The following is a 21,984-nucleotide window of genomic DNA, read 5'->3' on the forward strand; positions in this document are numbered from 1 at the left end:
TTTCGTATGAACGCGATTCGTAAAGTTTACCAGTACGCAGAACCGAATTTAACCCTCGTGGGTTGGATGGGCTTTGTCGGCTTCCCAATTTACTACATTGTGTGGGAGTTTTTGTTCCCGCAACCCTACGAAAACTTAGCGCTTCGCCTGTTTTGCTCGGTATTGTTCTTTGGCATTATATTTCGCAATCGCGTCCCATTTGAATGGCGAAAATACCTTCCGGCTTATTATCAAGTTGCCGTAACTATCTGTTTGCCAGGTTTCTTCTTCTACATGCTGCTAATGAATAATTGGTCCAACGTTTGGGTTATGTCATTCATGTCGGCTATTTTCCTCCATATTTTATTGGTGCACGTGACGAGAGTGATGTTTGCACAAACCTTTGCCGGTATTGGGATTGCTACCTTGTGCGCTTGGATTGCACAAGGCTTCTACCTCGAACTCACAATGGATTGGACGCATGTGCCAATCTTTTTGTTTATCTACTTATTCGGCAACTTGTTCTACTTCCGCAATCAGGTGGAACATGAAAACAAGGTGTCATTGGCGAAGTCTTTTGGTGCGGGTATTGCCCATGAGATGCGAAACCCTCTAAGCGGATTACTTACCTCTATTGATGTCATGCAGTCCATATTGCCGAACCCTAAAAGTGGCGATCAAAAAGGGCAATATGCGTTAAGCAATGAAGAAGTGATTCAGTTGCGTGAAGTGGGCGATGAAGCGATGGAGATCATTCATTCCGGTAACGAAACGATAGATCTGTTACTGACTTCAATTGATGAAAACCGAGTCTCTCGATCTACGTTTAAGAAGCATTCAGCGCAAGCGGTGGTTGAGGATGCGATAGACAGTTTCAATTACAAGCGCTCTGCTGATAAATCAGCAATCTCTTTAGACGTACAGAGTAACTTTGATTTCTTGGGTAGCGACACTTTGTTGAAGTACGTGATGTATAACTTGTTCAAGAACGCATTCCACCATCGCAGCCCTGAAGATTTTTATATTCATGTCACCATGTCTAGTGATGAAGTGGCCAATCAAATAATGGTTACCGATAACGGATCAGGCATCTCAAATGATGTGATTCGACGCATTTTTCAGGACTTTTATACTACTGGCCAATCGGGTAATTACGGCTTAGGTTTGCCATTTTGTCAGAAGGTAATGCGCTCGTTTGGTGGTGAAATTAAATGTCAGTCTGAAGTGGATCAATGGACACAGTTCACGATGACTTTTCCGTCTTTGTCTTCCCATTCGGTGAAAGAAATCAAGAATGAACTGACTAAACTTAAGACTGTGCTAATGGTGAGTGACCAGAAAGTTCTCACCAATAAAATGACTGAGGTAGCCCGTTTTATGGGGTTTGAGCTCACGGTGTTGGATGTAGCATCAGCGCTTAAAAATAAGGAATACCAGTTCGAATTCGACTTGATTTTCGTTGATATGGAGAGCTTGGATTTAAGAGCCAATTGCCTCGATAAGATTGAATCGTTACTTTCGTTCACTGAGGCGCGAATCATTTACTTGTATGAGCGTCATCCTATCAAGCGTGTACGTAACATTTCTTTCGAGCCTATTTGGGTGGAGACACAAGTTTGGCTACTGAATACCAAGGCGACCATCGAACGCTTACTTTTCGACTCCAACTATGTGATGCCATCAGTTTCTGTAAAACCGTTAGAGGCTACCAATAAGCGCACGATCATGGTGGTCGATGACAACGAATCTCTGCGCCGATTTACGGCAATGTTATTGGAAAAGCAGGGTTTTGATGTCGTACAGAAAGAAGATGGGCAACAAGCCTTAGACGCGTTGGATAGCGATGATATTGATTTAATTCTGATGGATATCGAGATGCCAATCATGGACGGTGTTGAAGCTTCTCGTCGAATTCGAAGCGCTAACAAAGCATACTCTTCAGTGCCAATTATTGCTCACACGGGTGACAGCTCGCCAGTCACTTTAGAGAAAATGGAATCGTCAGGCATGTCAGACTTTATCGTCAAACCGGCAGACAAAAACCGACTGTTCGACAAAATTGCTCACTGGATTTGATTTGTTGCACCGTCCGGTTATCCAGCTGAACTAGATAAACAGATAAACAGATAAACAGATGAACACAAGAAAAGAGCTCAGCAATTCGCTGGGCTCTTTTTGTATCGCGACATGATAGCGTCCATTCAGTCCTGCCGTTTATATTGATTATCGGAAGGGATCTTATCTTTCAAAGAATCCTGTTGTGTGAATTGCCCTTACAATCACACGAACTCTAATTCCGGATGATTGTACGCTTCATGACAAACGGTGAGCACATGGTCAATATCTCTTGGTGTCATGTCGGCATTGACCGAAAAGCGGATGATGTTTTTGTTCTTGCCCGTCGCGGGGCGGCAGAAAACCGCACCGAATACATCTCGTTCTTCGAGGAAATCACGAACACGTTCGGTGTTTCTTTCACTACCACACTCTAGTGCCACAATTTGAGACTCGCTGCGGATGTTAAAGCCAATCCGTTTGAGACCGGTAGTAAGCGATTTAGCGCTTTTGAATAAGGCTTCTCGTTTGTCTTCTGCGCCTTTTATTACCTCTAATGTTTTCTCTAAACGAACCACCTCTTGTGGTAACACGGTCGAGCTGAAAATAGCTGGATACGCGACAAAAGGTAAGGTTTCTGAAAGCTGCTTCGGCCCAAGAATAGCGCCTGCACGATAAGCAAAGGTTTTAGCCAAGCTAACGGTAATGAAGTCGACTTGGTTAGTGATACCCAATGCGTGAACTAAGCCAGCACCATTTTCCCCATGCGTACCCAGTGAATGCGATTCATCAACGACAACGGCACAATCAAACTCCTGCGCCATTTCGTAGATGTCGCGTAGTGGGGCGATGGTGCCGATTGTGCTGTAAATCGAATCGACCACAATAACGCCGGAGCCGTGGCGCTCTAGCTGTTTGCGCAGGTGATTCATATTGTTATGCATAAACGGGTGGGCGAGGGCGCCTGCAGCGCGAATGCCTTCCCATAGCGACATGTGTGCAAAGAAGTCAATGTACACAGGTGTGCCCGGTGGGCAGATGGTTTGCAATAGCCCAATATTAGCAGCCCAGCCAGACTGAGAAAGCAAACAGCTCTCCATTCCGACATAGTTCGCGAGCTCAGTTTCAAACGCAGGTTTAGACTGCTCATCTTGTAAGAAAATTGCAGACATCACTACGTTGTCATCTTGTTCGACAATCGCCGCTTGATGGGCTTGTTGGATCTGTTTGTTGTGTGACAGCGCTAAGTAATCATTGCTCTGCATCACAACGGAATTACGCTGGGGGCGTTTACCCAATACTAAATGCTTCTGGCTTTGGTTCTGGGTAATCAGGTCTTGAATATAGAAGTTCAAGCGTTCTTCGATAAAGGAAGGTAGTGGTTTGTTTTTTGTTTTATCACTCATAATAGTTCTCTTCAAATACAGGAAAACGCCAGCGCTGACGGCTGTATATTGACGATAAAAAGTGATGTGTCATTAGCCAAGTTGCATAATTTTGTGGGTGCTTGCAAACTCAGCATTTAAGGGTTTTGAGGCGAGTGGGTTTCCTTACGGTTCGGGGCTTTACCCGAATTAAGATAGGAATAATAGCCTTCTTTTTTATGACAAAAGGCTATTAGAATTCGGCATTCGAAGGCATTTAAAAAAGCGGATTTTGAAAGGCTACGTGCTACGTGCTACGTGCTACGTGCTGTTAGCTGTGAATATGGATAAGCTCGATTAAGGCATCCAATTGCTGCTTGGCTCCACCCTCTAACGAATACCCAATATTGATGCGTAAGCAATTGCTGTAAAGGTCGAGAGTGCTGAACAGGTGTCCAAGCCTAATATCAATGTTCTTCTCGGTAATGCCCTGAGCAAAGGCTGACTGGTTCAAGCTTGGGATTTGCAGCCAAAGCACCATGCCACCTTGTGGATTACTTATCTTCACATCTTGAGGAAGGTGCTGAGCCAAATAACTTAGGTATTGTTGGCGCAAAGACAAGATCTGAGTGCATCTTCTCCTCACGTGCTTAGCGTATTGGCCAGATCCAATAAAGTCAGCAACCGCAAGCTGAGTGGGCAGGGCAACGCCGTAGCTCGCAGCTGAGAACTGAGCCTTGTATTCGTTGATAAACCTGCCCGGCAAGCACCATCCCAAACGGTAACTCGGTGACAAACTTTTCGATACTGATCCACACCATAAGACAAAACCGCCTTTGTCGTAGTATTTCGCGGGGAGCGGCGTGTGTGAGGAGTAGGACAGTTCCAGATACACATCATCTTCAATGATCGGCACTCGATAGTGATTCGCTAATTCAGCCAGTTTCTGCTTTTGAGTGGCTGACATGTTGATCCCTTGAGGGTTCATATGAGAGGTACAAAAGATCGCGGCATCGACTTGTTTATTTTTCAAATGCGCTTCCAGTTGTTGCAAGTCGACACCATCATCTAGAGACGGGATCTCGATGATTTTTCGCGACATTTGTCCGAGCAATTCCAGAATACCGTTGAAACATGGCGAGCTAATAGCGATGGTGTCGCCTTCTTTAGTGCAAGATTCAAGTGCGGCCTTAATCGCAGACATACAGCCAGCCGTAATCACCATCTCTTCAGGTGAAAAGTGCACATCGAGCTTGGCAAAATGAGTGGATAATGCCTGTCGTAAAATCGGCTCACCTTGTGTATCTGGGTAATGGTTAAGCCTGTTGCTCATACGCCTAATAGCGCGACGAAAACTTCGTTCCAGTTCAACGATCGACTGCTCATCATTAGTGGTGCTCGAAACCCCTAAAGGCCCATTGATTGAGTTGTGAGTCGATGAGGTTTGCCTAACGCTGGACACCTTACTCTCAAACTGTGCCCACTCTGGGGTTGAGTGAGCAGGTTTATGAGGAGAAACAAAATATCCCGCTTGCGGTCGAGAATGAATCCAACCTTGTGATTCCAGTTTTTGGTAGCAGCTCACCACGGTCGACATGCTGATCGCCTGTTGCTTGGCGCTACTTAGTCAGTTAAGGCTTTGTGTTCGGTGTGGGTATCTGGGGTATGGCTTCATGGTCGATCACTGCTGGTTTATCGTCTGGGCTTTCATCGGTCTTGCTTTCAACCAACGTATTAATCGGCATGGCGGTTGGCGTGTGGTTGTTCAAGGAGAGTGCTTCTATTCGTAAATTATTGGGTGCGATGCTAGCTATGTGTGCATTGGCGGTATTGGTATCTGCAGCTACGGGTAATGTCACCGTTAATGGCGTGATCTTGATTATGATTGCGGCGTGCAGTTGGACCTTGATGGGCGTGATTGTTAAGGCATCGAAAACCACTCAAGCTTTTGCGTTCAATGTCTGGGGGATGCTGTTTGCTCCAGTGCCATTAGTGTTATTTGCCGTGATGTTACATGGTGACCAAATTATCTGGCAGGGCATCGAACAATGGGATTGGAACACGACGATTGCGGTGCTGTTTCAGGCTTACCCAACCACGCTATTTGGTTATTGGGTATGGAATAAGCTGCTAATCCAATACCCTTTAAGCACGACCGCGCCGTTAACCTTGTTAGTGCCTATCTTCGCATTGATTAGCGGTTACTTTATGTATGATGAGGTGCTGTCTGTGGCTCAGGTTGTTGCATCAATACTGTTTCTTGTCGGAATTGGTTTGATTGTGAAACCTGCGAATGTAACGAATACCAAAGCGACACAAACACTTGCTGAACAAAAATGATTGAAGAAAGCTGATATTGCATGAGCAGCTTTGAATGACAAATAAGACCTCGCACTTGTGAGGTCTTATTCTATGTCGAAGAAGTGAAGTTATTTAAATAACCAACTTACTAAGCAATCAACTAACCATACACGCAAGTAACTGGCTCTCAAGATCATCGTCTATTTCTAGACCGATCATTTCTATTCTGATTTCGATACACTCATCGAGTTCTGATTCCGTCAAGCCATCCTCTGTTAAGTTGTAACCGAAAACCTCAAAAGAACATAGGCTTTTATAAGTGAATTCGAATTAAATTCTGAAATGATACAAATCTTATATTTAATAACGCTTATTTAGTAACCTCTGTTGAGTCCCATATCAAATCAAGTGGCTGATTTTATTGGGTATCGGAGAAAAGTCTCAAAAATTATTATTTAGTTCGCTAAAGTTTTAAATTCTATTAATGGTTATTTGTATGGAATATAACGCCATTTCGTTACTGTTGAGTAGATGGTTTTTAGCTATATATGTGAAATTTGAAGCGACTTATCTTTCTGATTTGAAAGAATAATTAAATAGTTAAGATAAAAAAGTTGGCGAAAATCAGAAGCTTGGCATACACTTTCCTAGTAAATGACCTTATCTCATTGATTGAATAGGGTAAATGCTTTGGCGCTACTGGCGATGGTAGCAATGTTTAACATAGCTTTGAGGAAAGTTTTATGGCACTCACGAAGGCCGATTTGGCTGAGAACCTGTTTGAGACACTCGGATACAGCAAGCGGGATGCCAAGGAAACGGTGGAAGTGTTTTTCGAAGAAGTTCGTAAAGCGCTCGAAAATGGCGAACAGGTAAAACTGTCTGGTTTTGGTAATTTTGATCTTCGCGAGAAAAACGAGCGACCTGGTCGTAACCCGAAAACTGGTGAAGACATTCCAATTTCTGCTCGACGTGTTGTTACTTTTAGACCGGGACAAAAACTAAAGGCCCGTGTCGAAAATATTAAAATCGAGAAGTAGCCAAGCAATAGACCACGCCTAGCGTGGTCTTTTTGTATCTGCATAGAGTTTAAGCTAAACGCATTTCTTTAATTTTTAGTAACCTTTCTCAAACTCCATCTATTTACTGTCCGGTAAGAACTTGCTTTAGATGCGAAAACAGAGGCTAGGCCTCTGACTTTGAATCTTCACTCTAAAGGGCTTGTTGAACCTTACTTGCGATGTCTTCAGACACCCAAGGCTTCCATACCTGTGGTGAGCTTTCTAGAAAGTAATACATGGCTTCTTCGGCGTCGGCTTGGTTGTCTTCCATCCAGGCCAGCAACTCACTCATTTGTTTATTGGTAAAACCACGCTTTTCAAAGTATTGGTAGGCAAGAGGTTCGTTATTAGCAAAGGCTTCTGTGGTGATTGTGTGAACCGGTGCTGGTGGATACATGGTCACTTTAGGAGATTCACAATCAGGTTGTGTCGTACAGTTACGGAATTCCTCAATGTCAGTACCACTTCCGAAATCAACCTTCACCATTTCATACTTACCTAGCACAGGCGTAGGCGACCAGTAATATCCAAACCATGCTTTTTTGCGTTCGTAAGCTTTCGCTATCGTACCTGCTAAAGCGGCGCCTGAGCCGGGATCAACCATTTCAAAATTGTGATCTTCTAACTTAAGCGCATCGAACAGGTGACCGGAGGTAATCTGACAAGTCCAACCCGCAGGGCAGCTATAAAACGCAAACTTCTCATCATCTTCTGGGTGTTCAAACAGCTTTGCGTTTTTAATCACACCTTCAATGGTTGTAAGCTCTGGGTACTGTTCAACAAGGTAGTTTGGTACCCAGAAACCTTCTTCACCGCCGTTGACCAAAGACTTGCCCGCGTAACGTAGACGCTTATCCGCAACACCCTTATCCAACGCTTCTTTGATGCCATTAGTCCAAAGCTCTGGCGCAACATCAGGTTGACCTTTTTCAATCATTGACGTGCCCGTAGGGACGCTATCACCGGGGGATTAAGTCCGCTTCACAGCCGTAGCCGTTATTCAAAATGAATTGGTCGACATGAGCAATAGGCTCGCCGAGTTCCAGTTCATGTCTGCAATGGTGATCTTTCCGCATTCGTCAGCACTAGCGTGTACAGAAAACGCAGCAAGTAGCGCGATGGAAAGCATGGATTTGTTATTCTGCATTGACGTAATTCCTTTTCTTGTCAGAAGCTTATTCGCTATAGAAACAGAAATGTTCGACGGAGAAAAGAGACTGAGATCTAAATTTAAACGATCTGATTATTTGGGATAGGAAGTGGAGAGGCTACTCAACAAGTACTAAAAAGGGCTGCGAGTGCAGCCCTTGTGATGTTTATTGGAATAGCCTATCTATGTGTTAAGCCGCTTTAATGTGCGTTGTAATGTACGGTTGCCATGCTTGTTGGTAAAGCTCTAAAGATTGGCGTCGTAGGCTATTGATTTGTGCCGCTTCGATATCGTTGATTGGGCGATGTTCTGCAATTGCGTGACGCTCAATACCTTGGATAATTTCGTACAGCTCGTGCTCAGGACCACTTTTCACATCAGCAATCGCTTTTAAGTGAAGTTGAACCTCTGCAATGATGTTGGTTTTAGGCAAACGAACCAACAAGTTAAGGTCACGGTAACCAGAGTCAGCCGGCGATTTAAACTTATTTTTCAGCTTAACAACGTCTGCTTCACGGCTTAGCGCTTCGTAAACTTCAACCAAGCTCTCTACATCGTTCGCGATGATAGTTGCACGGGCTAAGTCGGTAATTTTTGTCACATCACCATCAAGCTCAAGGGCGATTTTTTCTTCTGCGCGAGCTTGAGATTTAACGCCAGCAAATAGCGCTTCAGAATTGGTGAGTAGGGCAGTACTTTTACAGATAGTTTCTAGTTCAGCTTGGCCTTGATGCGCTTTGCTGTACAAAATATCGAAGTCGGTGTAAGGCTGAGTCGGGCGTGAGTCGAAGGCTTTGATGCCGTAAAGGCCGCTCAAACTATGACGGAATACGTTTGAAGATACTTGGTTTTGCGCAGGAGTGCGCGTTTGATCTGTTGAACTTGTTGAAACAGGTGCTGCTGCGAATGCAGGCGCTCGGCTCAATACCAAAAGCATTAGGGCCGTCGTACGGAGAAATACACTCATTCAAACTCCAAAATACAAGGTTACAAAAAACGGGTAGTCAAAAGGGGTAACCAGTAACGCACAAGAGTAAAAACAGCTTAACTAATTTCACTACATATTAAATGAGGCTAGCTAAGACAGAAACCAATTCTAACGTTTAATATTGCTTTAAAATGTGAAGATATAGCCAAATAACCCAACCGTTAGTTCCGCAATTATCAGAACTTTGAACTTAGCCAGTTTCTGATTTTATCGAAATCAATTTAGTACTTTAAACCAAGCTAAGGTTGCTCTTACCTCTCTATACTGTACCCTTGCATTATGACTGTTTAACATGAACGAAAGATGAATAATCCTGAATTTTGGCACAATAAATGGGCAGCCAACCAAATTGGTTTCCACCTCGAAGATGTAAACCCACTTCTGATTAAATTTTGGGAAAATACTGAGCCTAGCTACGAGAAGAGTGTGTTTGTTCCACTTTGTGGCAAAAGTGAAGATCTGATTTGGCTAGCTTCAAAGCATGAAGATGTTCAAGGTGTCGAGTTAAGCCAGATTGCGGTTCGCGCATTTTTTGCAGAGCACCTTTATACCCCGACTGTGACTCAAATTAGCGGTCAGCACGAGCTCTACCAATTCGATGAACTGAACATCTACACGGGCGATTACTTTTCAGCGCCAATCCAACCTGTCGATACCATTTATGATCGCGCGTCTTTAGTCGCATTGCCTGAAGAGATGCGAGTGCAGTATGCAGAGCGTTTAAAACAACTGCTGAAACCGGGTGGTAAGATCCTTCTGGTGACTCTAGATTATGACCAAAGCGAGATGGCGGGGCCTCCGTTTAGCGTGCCTAAACTAGAGATCGATCAGTTGTTTGCGGGTTACAAGATTACGTTATTGAACCAAGACATTGCAGACCAAGAGCACCCTAAGATTGCTAAGAAAGGTTTGTCTCGATTCAATGAGGAAGTGTACTTGATTGAGTCGGAAGTCTAAGCTCAGTTTGCTTACGAAAAGATAACACTAACAAAAAGACGGGCTCGATAGCCCGTCTTTTTTATTGTTCAGATTTGAACTCGTGATTGTTCAGAATTGAATAGCAGGTTAGTAAATCACTTTTACTTTTGACGCGCTCTCAATTGCATCTTCAATCGCTGTCTCAGTGCTGTTGCGACGAGTAAGCGCCACACCAAGACGACGGCGACCATCGATATCAGGCTTACCAAACAAGCGAACTTGCGTTTGTGGTGCGTCTAGCGCTTCTGCAAGGCCTTCAAAGCGGATATTCGTTGATGTGCCTTGACCAAGGATTACGGCAGAGGCACAAGGGCCATACTGAGTAATTGATTTGATCGGCATACCTGTAAATGCGCGTACGTGTAGTGCAAATTCCGATGAGTCTTGAGACATCAGAGTAACCAAGCCAGTATCATGTGGGCGAGGGGAGACTTCATTGAAGATCACGTGGTCGCCTTTAACGAACAGTTCAACACCAAAGATGCCGTGACCGCCTAATGCGTTAACCACTTGCTCTGCCGTGTATTGCGCCGCTTTAAGTGCGTTGTCAGACATGACCTGTGGCTGCCATGACTCGCGGTAATCACCGTCTTCTTGGCGGTGACCGATAGGCGCACAGAAATGCACACCATCAACAGCGCGAACGGTAAGTAACGTAATTTCGTAATCAAAGTCGATGAAGCCTTCAACGATTACACGACCCGCGCCAGTACGACCGCCTTCTTGTGCGTAGTCCCAAGACTTCTGAATGTCTTCTTCTGTTTTGATCACGCTTTGGCCTTTACCTGAAGAGCTCATTACTGGCTTAACAACGCAAGGCATACCAACAAATTCAACGGCTGCTGAGAAATCTTCAAAGGTATCTGCAAAGCGGTAAGGAGAAGTGCTCAGTTTTAGCTCTTCTGCAGCTAGGCGACGGATACCTTCGCGGTTCATCGTTAGCTTAGTCGCATTCGCAGTTGGAACGACATTTAAGCCTTGCGCTTCTAGTTCTACCAGTTTGCTGGTGGCAATAGCTTCAATTTCAGGAACCACATAATCTGGCTTTTCTAGTTCAATGATCGCTTGAAGTGCATCGCCGTCTAACATGTCTAATACATGGCTACGATGCGCAACTTGCATCGCTGGTGCGTCTGCATAACGGTCACAAGCAATAACTTCCAAACCTAAACGTTGGCACTCGATAGCAACTTCTTTGCCGAGTTCACCTGAACCTAATAGAAGTACACGAGTAGCATTTTCACGAGTAGCAGTACCAAACATAGAAATTCCTTCCGATCTTTTGAACGATTGATTGAAAACGGGGTGATCATACTTATTTCAATGATAAAAGCAAACGTTTGCGCAAGTTGTTGCGTTAATTACAGGTATAAAAAAAGCAGCCCCGTTAAATAGGGCTGCTCATTTAAAATTTTGTTAATTAGATGTAATTAGATTGCTAAGTAAGTCACTGGAATGTCGGGATTAATCGCTTCTAATGTAGATTGCGTATCCGCTAGGTGACTGATGCTACCTTCGGCAATTTCAACCAACGCTGCACTTTCAATCTGTTCAAAATCGAAGCCAGCCAGTTTAAGTTGAATCAACGCCACTTGTAGAGGAGGTAAGCTCGGGTTGAACGCTGCGTTTTCAGCGTAAGCACCGGTGAAAACCTCGCCTGACGTCAATTGCAGTGAAACACCACTTAGGTTTTTGGTGTAAGGCGCATGGCTGCGGTTTAGTGCTGCTAGCGCTTCTACAACAATAGGCGTTGTTTCTTCAGTCGTGTGTTTATGATCAAGCTTAGTCATTAGGCCAGTCGTCACACCTAAGTCAGCAGGGCCGAATGAGTCTGGTAGGTACTCTTGCAGAGACATTTCATCACGTTGTGGAAGCTGAACTTTAAGTTCTTTTGCTGTGGTCAGTTCGTTCATGAATTGACGACAGTGACCACAAGGGCTGAAATTGATTGTGATATCAGAGATACCTTGCTCGCCTTTCATCCAAGCGTGGCTGATTGCAGATTGCTCAGCGTGTACTGTTTGGCCAAGTTGAGCACCAGCAATTTCAAGGTTTGCACCAAAATACAGAGTGCCAGATAAACCACGCACGATTGCACCAACATAAAAGTCAGATAACGGAGCGTAAGAATAAGCTGCGGCAAAAGGAAGTAGCGCAATACGTAGTTCGTCATCCGCTAGACCACTTGCTTGCAGTAGGCTAGCAAATTGTTCTGGAGACAATGTCGCGTCAAAGTTGTCTGCTAATACGATGTCACTCAAAAGCGCTTTCATTGATGATGGAGCACTTTCCAGCGCCAGGGTAATACGACTGTTCATGTTGAATCCTTAATTGACCTTAGGCTTTAAGTTTATGCAATGCTCAAGAATTTTCTGTGATAAATATCACTATTGAATTGTTGTTGTTACATTGGTTTGCATAATTAGAGTGAGGTCACACTTGAAATCGATTACAAGCGCCATTTATACAGCTGATATCGCACTTATTGCTCGTAAAAGACCGTGACTTGACTGCTATTGCTAAATAATTGCGAATAAAAAGCCCAAACAGACACTGTAATAAACAGCATTCTGGTTGGGCTGAATCGCGTAGTGATCGTTTAGGTTAAGAATAGAACCAAACCACGAGCGAAAATATAATCGGTGCGATGATTGAGGTAATGACGCCACAAAGCACAAGAGCCAAAGAACTGAATGCTGCATCTTCCTGATTCTTTTCAGCACAGGTTGCAGTGCCTAAAGCGTGAGACACGGTACCCATGGTTAAACCACGCGCGATCGGGCTCTTAATACCAATGAGATTGTAGATTGGGTAAGCAAAAATTGCCCCAAATAGACCAACAATCAATACCAGTATTGCCGCAATCGCTGCTTCACCACCTAAATGGCTCGATACTTCCATTGCAATTGGCGTGGTGACTGATTTGCCTAACAAGCTCGCAATCAAAGTTAAGTCCGCTTTAAATGCTACTGCGATCACTGCCGTTGTTGTCATCGACATCACACTGCCTAGCGTGCACGCAAAGGTAATGATGCGCCAGTTGGCTCTGATTTGAGGTAGCTGCTCATAAAGTGGGTAAGCAAGTGCAACAACCGCAGGCTGCAGCATGTAGGTAATCCAAGTGTTGTCAGCATAGTAAGTCTCAAACGGTACTCTAAAGAACGTGAGAATCGGAATGATGATACCAATGCTGATAAGCAGGGGGTTACACAGCGGCGAGTTTACTTTTTGACTTACCCAGCGAGCAAATAGGAATACCACGATGGTGAGTAGAATCCACATGATCAGTTACCTCTCGAAAGCAAGCGGTCTAAGAACCATGATAAGGATACTAACACCAATAATGTGCCACCAACGGCGCTCGCCATAATTGGCAATGCGTTCGCGATGAGCATGTCGAAGTGATCCATCAACCCAACACTGATCGGAACAAACAGTAAGATCATTAGGCGGATAATCAAGCTTGCGCCGGGTTGTACCCAGTGCGAAGGAACAATACCAATCACCATGGCGGCAAACAGAATCAACATGCCAAAAATACTGCCAGGGATTGAGGTATCCAAAAAGTGCTGTAACGCGTTACCTGCTGTAAGTGCACCTATGATTAAGGTGAAGGAGATTAAGCAGTAAACCAGTTGGATCAATCTTTCTTTCAAAGTGTTACGTCTCTTGATAATGGAATTAGCTAGCTAACTTTTCTACGTATTGATAAACCGCCTTCAAGATAGCCATTTTCTTCTCGTCGCTTTCATGTTCATGCGCGAGGTTTTCAAGGTTTAGCATGTACTCTTCTAAACGGCTTTCGTAAAACTCACGACAATGGTTCGCCCATTTCAATTGCTCAGCTTCGTCGAGCGTCCATGGGAAGTTACGCGCACGGTAACGGAACAGTAACGGTTTAATACGTTCATCACCGAAGGTGATATCTAAAGCTGCCAAGTTATTTGGGTCAGTTTCGCGAATGATGTTCATCGCTGTTTTATCAGCAGGTGAGAAGAAACCGTCATAAAGGTGTGTATCAACATCATCACTCTTTTCGTACTCTCGCTCTTGTGAGTACAGGCCGATCAGTTTTTCGCGGATCTCTGGGTGTTCGCGCAGCAGTGCCAAGTTCTTCAAGCATTGTTGGCGATCAATACCGATGGTTTCGGCATTTTCAGCCGTCAGCGTTTTGGCTGGAGCAAGAATAGGGCACTTGTTCAGTTGAACCAATTTGATTGGTACTGGTAGCTCGTCTTCACCCAGTTCACTGCGTTTGGTGTAGAGTCTGTCTCTGAGTTCATCAGCGTCCAGTTCTAACAGTGGGCTTGGATCTTTGGCTAAATCAACCACGATAACCGCATTTTGATTGGTTGGGTGCCAAGCCATAGGCACAATCCAACTTGTGTAGTTGCAGTCACGGCCAAACATGCCCGAAACGTGCATCAATGGTGTCATGTTTACGATATCAACCAGATCATTCAGCTTACGCTTATGACGCATGTTGTAAAGGTAATCGAACATCTTAGGTTGCGCAGCTTTCAGTTTCTTCGCTAACTCGATGGTCGCAATAACATCGGCCATCGCATCGTGCGCGTTCTCGTGTTCAATGCCGTTTGCCACAGATAGGTGTTCCAGTTTGAAGCTTGGGTAACCTTCTTCGTTCTCTGGCCAAACAATGCCTTCAGGACGCAGTGCGTGAACAGCGCGCATTACATCTAATAAATCCCAACGAGAGTTGCCATTCTGCCAGCTCCACGCATATGGGTCGATGAAGTTTCGGTAGCAGGTGTAACGCGTTACCTCGTCATCGAATCGAATACTGTTGTAGCCAAGGCTTGTGGTGTTTGGTTTGGCTAACTCAGCATGGATCTTAGCGATAAACTCTGGTTCAGGAAGACCTTGTGAAGCCGCTTTTTGTGGTGTGATACGGGTGATCAGTGCAGCTTCAGGCGCAGGGAGGTAATCAGCAGGAGGTTGGCAATAGATAACCAGAGGCTCTCCAATAACATTGAAATCTTGGTCGGTACGAACACCTGCAAACTGACTCGGACGGTCTTTTGCTGGGCTCACGCCCCAAGTTTCGTAATCGAAAAAGAAGTAGGTCGGCTGATTATCTGAACTCATTGAATTTCCTGAACAGCAAGCGCGGAACGTTTACTGTGGCTGAAGGTTAGTTTTGTTCAGTATCTGATAGTATGCGGTACGCGTGCAACCCAGATCACAAATAAATTGCTGGAAAACGGTGCTTTACTATTCAATCGAGTCAGTGGGGAAGGTTTTGAAACCAATTGTGGCGGTTTCTTAGTTAATACAATCTGTCTATCGTCCGTTTAATCCGATGGAGGAGAGAGTATCAACTGGACTTTCTGCTTCATGGTTAACTCTCGGTTCTTCAAATCTTTGAATATGGCCTTCCATTCTTGAAAGGTGACCACTATCGGATTAAAACTGTTCACGGGTTTGGTGACGCCATAACGTACAGTTTCAACTTCAGGTTCGAATGTACCAAATAACTTATCCCAGATAATAAGAACGCCGGCGTAGTTCTTATCAATGTATTGCGGGTTTTTGCCGTGATGTACTCGATGATGCGAAGGGGTATTAAAGATGTATTCAAGTGGCCCCAAGCTTCGTATCCATTGTGTATGGACGAAGAACTGCAAACCTAGATTGAGAAGCACCACAAAGATGACCCACTTAGGGGCAAAACCTATGATGACCAACGGTATCCAGAAAAGCCACATCCCAGCAAGTGGATACATTAAGCTTTGACGGAAAGCCGTACTGAAGTTCATGCTTTCTGAACTGTGGTGTGCCACGTGTGCTGCCCACATCCAGCGAACACGATGGCTTGCTCTGTGGAACCAGTAATAGCAAAAGTCTTGCAACACCATCAATACAACAAAATTCAGCACGCCCATTTCAATGTCCATTAAGCGCCAACCAAACATCCAGAGATACAGCTGCACGACCAATAACCCGGTGAGCAAATCGGAGAGTTGATGCATTCCCGCCAGCGTGAAATTACACATCACTTCTGAAAGCTTATAGCTGGAGTTATCAGGCAGTCGACCTTGCTTCTGACCGATAAAATACTCAGCCAACATGCACACCACGAACAAGGGCGCTAATACCAGCAGTAGCCATTCTGGGTAATTGATTAATGCGTCGATATTCATGTTTTATCCTTGTTGAGACGCCATACGCGTTCTTAGTATCAAGTTTACTTAGACTTGCTCGCCTGAAATTCAGTTAGCAAAATTTCGCTACCAGCGAGCAAAGTGATCTTCTGTTAGGCCAAGAACACCATCGAGTTGATGTGTCACTCCATTGTTGTCTTCAATCGAGCCAGAAAAGTGACCAATGAACTGACGAAAGTTACTTTTTAACAGCCATAAATTGAGCTTTTCGCTGCGATTATTTAAGGGCGTAAAGGTCAGGTTTATACGTCCATCTTGTGATGTTATCTGCCAAGGTAAATTGGTGTCTTGGCGACTAAACGCAAACTGTACCGGGTTAAGTAATTGCCGAGTTCCATTGATCCATAAAACGTTCTCGCAGCCTCCGGTTTCATTGACGCCTGCTGCGAGGTTCAAGCCAATATCTGTCCCATTGGATTGCGTGTTGATGCTTGCCCAGCGCCAACTGGTTTCACGTCTCATGTAACCTGCTGAAAAGTCATAACCGGCACGAGCTTGTTCGAGAACGAGTGATTCTCCCTTGATTTGGATTTCACCGCTGATGCGCAAAGCATTGTGCTTTTGGGTGTAAGTCCAACCTGAATAACCCGTTGGGCTGCACATCGCCATGGGCAAGCTGTCGGTTTCAGGCTCTAAAGAAATATCGGCCTTGATGAATTTCGTATTCAAGCGAACTCGCCATTGTCCGCCCTCGATATAGAAAGCAATGCTTTGATCTGCAATGCTTGTCTTTCCTTCAAATGGTGAAGGCGCTACATGCTTATCAAACCCTAATGGCCTCAACCAAGATGACTCTTGCAGATGGTTGTTTTCTATGTCGTACAGATAACAAAATGCCGAGCCTAAGTAGCGAATATCCGCGATAGCGACGCCGATAATGTGTGTGTCGGTGACGATGCTGACAAACTGGAATTGCTTATAGTGGAAGTGCTTCTGCCAAGGGTTTGCTTTTGAATCCATCGAGTTTCGGTAGTCAAAGTTCTCGATGTTTAGGTGTTTAAGGATGCCATCGAAATGCCCAATGATCGGCTGACCATTAGAATTAATCAAACTGTGTGGGGCTGGGTTGGTTTTTATCATTGCGATGGTTCACATTATTTTAACAACTAAAGCCATTGTGCGATGAGTAGCGTAGAATTGGGAGGTCATATTCGGACAAGAGCGCGTTACCAATCACGATTTTGTCAGCATGTGTTGTTAAGGCTGAGTAGTCATGTTGATGGGAATGGGCTCGATATAAGGAGAGACGATTGGAGATTATCGCGGAGTATAAGCCAACCGGACATAGGCACCAGTTGGGTACATTAGATATCGCGCTGCTGTTGAATACGCTAGAGCAACGAGGTATCGATATTGAAAGGCTACTCAATGATGTGGGTTTGCCGAACATGGATTGGCGAGGTCCGAATGGAAAACTGACTTACGCTGACAAGCTTTCGTTGTTTAGCGCGGCTAATCAGAGTTTTCCTCACGATGGTTTGGGGCTTTGGTTGGGAGAGCACGCTAGCTTGAGCCACTTTGGTGTGTTGGGTTATGCGCTATCAACCAGTCAAAATGTCGGGGAGGCCATCAAGTCGGGCTTCAAGTATTTGCGCCTGAACGGTCCTATCTTCTCGGTTAAATTGTTTCTAGATTCCGAGCAAGCAGTGATTCAGATTGAGAACACATTGGAAGTGGGCGATCTGCTTCCTTTCTGCAGTGAATATTTCTTGAGTTCAATCGTCTCTTTATTCAAAGAACTGACTGGTCATGAGCTGGATATTCACACTTTGGCTTTGCCTTATGCTCGTCCCAATTACGCTAAGCTCTATGACGACCGTTTCCAGTGCCCTGTAGTTTTTGAGCAGAGCCATTGTGAATTGCGTTTTGATGCCTCGGTTTTATCACAGACCTTATTGACTCATGATGCCGCGACACTGAAGCGCTATCTTGCGTCTTGCCAGTCGATAGTCGAAACGTTGGACTCTGAGCATCTGCTGACTAATCAGATCAAAACGATCTTTTATCAAACCGCAGGTAGTTTCCCGAATATTGAACAACTCGCGGATGAGTTTGGTTGTAGCTCTCGTACACTCAGGCGAGAGCTAGTGACCCATGAATCCAGTTACCAAATATTGCTTACCGAAGTTCGAGTGGAGCTGGCCAAAGAGCTATTACTCGGCACAACCATGAGCATTGATGACATCGGTGAAAGGCTCGGTTATAGCGACCCTGCAAATTTCAGAAGGGCGTTTAAAGGTTGGCTCAATAAAACGCCCGCTCAGTTTCGTGATGGTTTAAGTTAAGGCGTTACTTGCTAAAGAACTGCTCCCTGAAATCGGTGACTTGCTGTTGATAATAACTGTCCCAATCTTGTTGAGTCCAAGTGGCATAACTTGATGAGCGCTGAGAGTCTAAGGTTGCTTTGAGCTGATCCAGTTGCTCGTGATAACTCATCACGGTTTGTTGCTGTTGTGCGACTTGTTGTTCTCGCGCGGCAATGTTGCTGGCCTGCGCTTCATCTAAGTAGGCATCTTGAAGGTCGGCTTTGACTGATGCTACTTCAGCAGGGCTATACCTGCTGGGTATCAAAGATACTGCCAGTTCATATTTTTGAAGCTGTGTTTCGGCGTTTAACGTGCCCGTATTGTTTTGCCATTCACTAAGCAAATCTTGATAGTTGGCCAAAAACTGGCTCGCTTCGTTCTTTTCAAGGGTGTTAGCGTCAAGCGTAAAATCCAGATGAGCAAACTGGTCAGCGAATAGCTGGTGGGCCAACTCTCCCCATACTTGTTGTGCAGATTGCTTGAATAAGGCAACACGATCTTCAAGAGTCTCTATGGATTCAAGTGGGATAGTGCTTTGTGTTAATTGCCAGTCAGCCGATAGCTGCGGATAGTCGCTCAGTAACTCAAACCATATGCCCGGCAATTCTGATTTCAATCGTGCGAGTTGCTCTGCGCAGTCATCGCGTTGTTGGCAAAGCTTCCAGAACCCATCGAGTTCATCGAACAAAGCCTTGCCTTCAAGCTCACTCAAGTTTTCAGCAAGAATTTTACCGTCCAGTGCTCCGGCTTGGGCTTGATTGCTGTGCGATGCGGAGTTTTCCGAACTAGCGGTTGCAGTAGGCGTGGAATTATCGTCATTAGTTGTCGTAGAAACACGCGGCTTAGGTTCTGTGTGTTGAGCAGAAGATAGCGCTGTTTCGTTCGTTTTTGATGACCACGAATAGCCAATAATGCTAGCCGTTAAGACGAGCATTAGGATTAATATAACTCGATGCATTATTGGTTCACCGAGTTACTTGATCACGGCGCTAACAGGGAAGTGGTCTGAAAGGTTGTAGTGCTTCCATAACTCACTGCTTGTTGATCTTGGGACATCCACACGATTGTCGTTATGAGCTTTGGCGGCATATTCCGAGCTCACTACCACATAATCGAGATACTCAACGTTTTCACCACCCGACATAGGTTCACCCGCAAAGTTGTTGATGCGTGGGTCAAAGGTAGAAGCGGTGTAACCTGAGTATGTTGGTTCATCAGCCTGCAGGTTAGCGAACATCTGTTGGTAGTCGTCTGGGAACTTGAGCTTGTTCACGTTGAAGTCACCGCTGTAAACCACAGTTTCTGATGCCGGGATATTCAGAGACTGCGCCAGTGCACGCATCTGCTTGAATTGACGTTGTCGGTAATCACGAGCGGTGTCCGTATCGAATGATGCCGTGTGGGTACCGAAAACATGGTAAGCCTGACCATTCTTGATCACTTCCGCGTAGTTAACACCTTTATCAGCAAAGCAATCTGTGCCCGTGCAATCAGGGAAAACATACTGCGCTTCATTAACGATAGGATAGCGGCTGACAATGATCACACCACCGTCGTATATGTTAATCCCATCTTTATCGAGCATTTTAGTTTGATAAGGATACTCTTTCGCAAGCTCACGCAAGAACTCATCTCTGCCGTTAGCAAACACCTCTTGAAGCGCCAACACGTCATAGCCCTTTACATATTGAGGGAGTAGGTCATAGCGGTCACCAATATGTGAAGCGATGGCAGGCAGCGCCCAGATGTTGTAAGTCATGACCTTGAGTGTATTGGCATCCGGCTCTGGTTGCTCATCCACTTTTGGTGGGGTGATGGTGTAATAAATATCATCATAGCGCGCCGTAGAATCGGCTTTGAGGGCTAGCTCTGCATTGACCCCGAACGCATCGGTTGTGCTGCGATGAATATTACGATCGTCATGCAATGTTAGGTTGACGTCTGCGGCACTCAAACCATGTTGCAGTGTCGAGTTATACCAATGTCCCTTCATGGTTTGGTTGAGCGTGACACTTTCGCCCACAGCGTTTGATAACACAGTGTCAAACTCATAGGTCTTCCCAGATTTCACACCAGTCCAGCGGTTGAAACTTATCAGCTTCTTCGTCTCCCAAGGACCAATCTGTTCAACATGCTGTTGCCACTCATCACCGAGTTGAAGCGGGTCGGTACCAGTGTGGTTGGCTTGAATGGTCATCACTTGATTGGTGTTATTGGTGAGATACACGTCGGTGTCTGCGATCGCAGAGGTCGAAGCGATTGATGTGGATGCCACAAGTGCAGCTAACCAAGTCCATTGAGTTTTCATCGTTTACGTTATCCTTATTGATTGATGTCTAGAATAACGTAGTCAAGAGTTATGACATTGGAGTTATAACTCTATGGCATTTATTCAAATATGAGATATATGCCAAGGTTTTATAAAATTGATTAACCATTGAAAATTAACATATTGTCTTGTTGGAATGATAAATGGTACGCGCGCGAATAATAGAGTCAGATAATGGTTTTGAGTCGGTGGGGCAGCCAATGTTGGCATGCTTAAATCAAAACTGTATGTTCGGGGAGAGTAGAGATTGTGAGCAACTAGAAGGGATTGTGGCGACAGCTTAGATCTATCAGCACAAATTTTGCGATTGTTCTGTAATTTACTCTTGTTCAGTAAACAGAAACCTTAAAAACAGGTATGATAGTGCCGTTTTTAATCCTGAACTGGGAAAGTCATGGCAAAGTTAACACTCCAAGAGCAGATGCTTAAAGCTGGCTTGGTAAATGAGAAAAAATTAAAGAAGGCGAAGAAAGGCTCTAAAAAGTCTCGCGTTCAGTCTCGTGAAGCAAAAGCGGCAGCAGAAGAAACTAAACTGGCGCAGCAAGCGAAAGACAAAGAGTTAAACCAACAGTTGAAAGAACAACAGTTGAGCAAAGAAATTAAAGCTCAAGTGAAGCAACTGATTGAGATGAACAAGATCGAACAGAAGAACGGTGAGATCAAATACAACTTCACCGACGGTACGCTAGTTAAATACCTTTACGTAGAAGAGCTGACTCAAAAGCAACTAAGTAAAGGCATTCTAAGTATTGCTCGTCAAGGCGAGAGCTACGTTGTTATTCCAACAGCAGTAGCGAACAAGATTGCTATGCGCGACGAAGAATCTATCGTTGATACGCAGGCAGGTAGCACAGACGAAGTAGACGAAGATGACCCGTACAAAGACTTCGTGATCCCAGATGATCTAATGTGGTAATCCGTTTTGCCTAGCTCCATTTTAATGGTTAGCTAAGTTTACAGGATCTAAGAATGCAGCGAACAATCACTCGATTGGCGCTGCATTTTTTTGGCGCGAAATGACTTCAACAAATCTTGAATAACGCTTAGTGTTCTGACATGCCGTAAACAAGGCTATCATTGGCACTTGCATGATCGATAAAATCGGTATTAGCGCGCTGTTCGTGTTGGTCATAACTATCGAAGTAACAGTCGCCAATTTCATTGCGCGGGCAAACGTGAATGTGGTCTTTGATGACCAGTTCGGTAGAGCAGCATGGGCAGTGTTTTACATGTCCAGTGAGTACCGTAGATCGATTTGGTTTCATACATCCTCCTGATAGGCACTGTAATC

At 44.8% G+C, this 21,984-nt stretch carries 17 protein-coding genes and 4 pseudogenes; 6 read left to right on the forward strand and 15 right to left on the reverse strand.

Annotated features, from left to right (window positions below; translation table 11 throughout):
- Nucleotides 1-6 precede the first annotated feature (6 nt).
- Nucleotides 7-2,055, forward strand: a complete 2,049-nt coding sequence (locus AB4351_RS00605) for a response regulator (protein ID WP_372124753.1) — start codon at nucleotides 7-9, stop codon at nucleotides 2,053-2,055.
- Nucleotides 2,056-2,258: 203 nt separating this feature from the next.
- Here the strand turns inward: AB4351_RS00605 and cqsA are convergent, their stop codons facing one another.
- The gene (gene cqsA, locus AB4351_RS00610; protein WP_372124755.1) at nucleotides 2,259-3,440 is read right to left on the reverse strand and encodes an alpha-hydroxyketone-type quorum-sensing autoinducer synthase; all 1,182 of its coding nucleotides are present in this window, start codon (nucleotides 3,438-3,440) and stop codon (nucleotides 2,259-2,261) included.
- Between the two features lie 289 nt (nucleotides 3,441-3,729).
- A pseudogene (locus AB4351_RS00615) lies at nucleotides 3,730-5,016 on the reverse strand (PLP-dependent aminotransferase family protein); the annotation flags it as partial.
- Between AB4351_RS00615 and AB4351_RS00620 the strand changes: the two are divergent.
- Nucleotides 5,007-5,738, forward strand: a pseudogene (locus AB4351_RS00620) (DMT family transporter); the annotation flags it as partial. The pseudogenes AB4351_RS00615 and AB4351_RS00620 sit on opposite strands and share 10 nt — an antisense overlap.
- A 117-nt stretch (nucleotides 5,739-5,855) precedes the next feature.
- On the opposite strand, the pseudogene AB4351_RS00625 reads toward AB4351_RS00620, so the two are convergent.
- Nucleotides 5,856-5,993: pseudogene (locus tag AB4351_RS00625) on the reverse strand (GTP-binding protein); the annotation flags it as partial.
- 449 nt (nucleotides 5,994-6,442) lie between these two features.
- Between AB4351_RS00625 and ihfA the strand changes: the two are divergent.
- Nucleotides 6,443-6,739, forward strand: a complete 297-nt coding sequence (gene ihfA, locus AB4351_RS00630) for an integration host factor subunit alpha (protein WP_004734853.1) — start codon at nucleotides 6,443-6,445, stop codon at nucleotides 6,737-6,739.
- 172 nt (nucleotides 6,740-6,911) lie between these two features.
- On the opposite strand, the pseudogene AB4351_RS00635 reads toward ihfA, so the two are convergent.
- Both AB4351_RS00635 and AB4351_RS00640 read right to left on the reverse strand, forming a co-directional pair.
- Nucleotides 6,912-7,907 (reverse strand): annotated as a pseudogene (locus AB4351_RS00635) (ABC transporter substrate-binding protein).
- A gap of 193 nt (nucleotides 7,908-8,100) precedes the next feature.
- Entirely contained in the window at nucleotides 8,101-8,877 is a 777-nt protein-coding gene (locus AB4351_RS00640) for a RelA/SpoT domain-containing protein (RefSeq protein ID WP_017059130.1), read from the reverse strand.
- 324 nt (nucleotides 8,878-9,201) lie between these two features.
- On the opposite strand from AB4351_RS00640, the gene AB4351_RS00645 reads away from it, so the two are divergent.
- Nucleotides 9,202-9,855: a thiopurine S-methyltransferase gene (locus AB4351_RS00645; RefSeq protein WP_372124757.1), complete on the forward strand. Its 654-nt coding sequence runs from the start codon at nucleotides 9,202-9,204 to the stop codon at nucleotides 9,853-9,855.
- A gap of 108 nt (nucleotides 9,856-9,963) precedes the next feature.
- On the opposite strand, the gene purT is transcribed toward AB4351_RS00645, so the two are convergent.
- From purT to AB4351_RS00680, 7 genes are all read right to left on the reverse strand, one after another.
- Complete coding sequence (gene purT, locus AB4351_RS00650; protein ID WP_017069826.1) at nucleotides 9,964-11,139, reverse strand: formate-dependent phosphoribosylglycinamide formyltransferase; 1,176 nt, start codon at nucleotides 11,137-11,139, stop codon at nucleotides 9,964-9,966.
- A gap of 167 nt (nucleotides 11,140-11,306) precedes the next feature.
- Entirely contained in the window at nucleotides 11,307-12,194 is an 888-nt protein-coding gene (gene cdd / locus AB4351_RS00655) for a cytidine deaminase (protein WP_372124759.1), read from the reverse strand.
- A 286-nt stretch (nucleotides 12,195-12,480) separates the two neighbouring features.
- Nucleotides 12,481-13,158 (reverse strand): LrgB family protein, encoded by a 678-nt coding sequence (locus tag AB4351_RS00660; RefSeq protein ID WP_372124761.1) that lies wholly within the window; start codon nucleotides 13,156-13,158, stop codon nucleotides 12,481-12,483.
- 2 nt (nucleotides 13,159-13,160) lie between these two features.
- Nucleotides 13,161-13,532, reverse strand: coding sequence for a CidA/LrgA family protein (locus AB4351_RS00665; protein ID WP_004734867.1), 372 nt, complete (start codon nucleotides 13,530-13,532; stop codon nucleotides 13,161-13,163).
- A 25-nt stretch (nucleotides 13,533-13,557) separates the two neighbouring features.
- The gene (gene sbcB / locus AB4351_RS00670) at nucleotides 13,558-14,982 is read right to left on the reverse strand and encodes an exodeoxyribonuclease I (protein WP_017080644.1); all 1,425 of its coding nucleotides are present in this window, start codon (nucleotides 14,980-14,982) and stop codon (nucleotides 13,558-13,560) included.
- Nucleotides 14,983-15,188: 206 nt separating this feature from the next.
- Entirely contained in the window at nucleotides 15,189-16,037 is an 849-nt protein-coding gene (locus tag AB4351_RS00675; RefSeq protein ID WP_372124763.1) for a sterol desaturase family protein, read from the reverse strand.
- An 87-nt stretch (nucleotides 16,038-16,124) separates the two neighbouring features.
- Nucleotides 16,125-17,138, reverse strand: coding sequence for a DUF2804 domain-containing protein (locus tag AB4351_RS00680; RefSeq protein WP_372124765.1), 1,014 nt, complete (start codon nucleotides 17,136-17,138; stop codon nucleotides 16,125-16,127).
- Between the two features lie 170 nt (nucleotides 17,139-17,308).
- Between AB4351_RS00680 and AB4351_RS00685 the strand changes: the two genes are divergently transcribed.
- Nucleotides 17,309-18,343 carry an AraC family transcriptional regulator gene (locus AB4351_RS00685; protein WP_372124767.1) on the forward strand — a complete coding sequence of 345 codons (1,035 nt, stop codon included), beginning with the start codon at nucleotides 17,309-17,311 and terminating at the stop codon, nucleotides 18,341-18,343.
- A gap of 4 nt (nucleotides 18,344-18,347) precedes the next feature.
- Here the strand turns inward: AB4351_RS00685 and AB4351_RS00690 are convergent, their stop codons facing one another.
- Both AB4351_RS00690 and AB4351_RS00695 read right to left on the reverse strand, forming a co-directional pair.
- Nucleotides 18,348-19,298 carry a hypothetical protein gene (locus tag AB4351_RS00690; protein WP_017059140.1) on the reverse strand — a complete coding sequence of 317 codons (951 nt, stop codon included), beginning with the start codon at nucleotides 19,296-19,298 and terminating at the stop codon, nucleotides 18,348-18,350.
- 39 nt (nucleotides 19,299-19,337) lie between these two features.
- Nucleotides 19,338-20,672, reverse strand: coding sequence for a sphingomyelin phosphodiesterase (locus AB4351_RS00695; protein WP_372124768.1), 1,335 nt, complete (start codon nucleotides 20,670-20,672; stop codon nucleotides 19,338-19,340).
- Between the two features lie 415 nt (nucleotides 20,673-21,087).
- On the opposite strand from AB4351_RS00695, the gene AB4351_RS00700 reads away from it, so the two are divergent.
- Nucleotides 21,088-21,609 (forward strand): DUF2058 domain-containing protein, encoded by a 522-nt coding sequence (locus tag AB4351_RS00700; RefSeq protein ID WP_010441213.1) that lies wholly within the window; start codon nucleotides 21,088-21,090, stop codon nucleotides 21,607-21,609.
- A 127-nt stretch (nucleotides 21,610-21,736) separates the two neighbouring features.
- On the opposite strand, the gene AB4351_RS00705 is transcribed toward AB4351_RS00700, so the two are convergent.
- Complete coding sequence (locus tag AB4351_RS00705; protein ID WP_372124770.1) at nucleotides 21,737-21,958, reverse strand: hypothetical protein; 222 nt, start codon at nucleotides 21,956-21,958, stop codon at nucleotides 21,737-21,739.
- Nucleotides 21,959-21,984 lie beyond the last annotated feature (26 nt).

Source organism: Vibrio sp. 10N.261.51.F11 (assembly GCF_041471665.1).
GTDB lineage: Bacteria > Pseudomonadota > Gammaproteobacteria > Enterobacterales > Vibrionaceae > Vibrio > Vibrio crassostreae_C.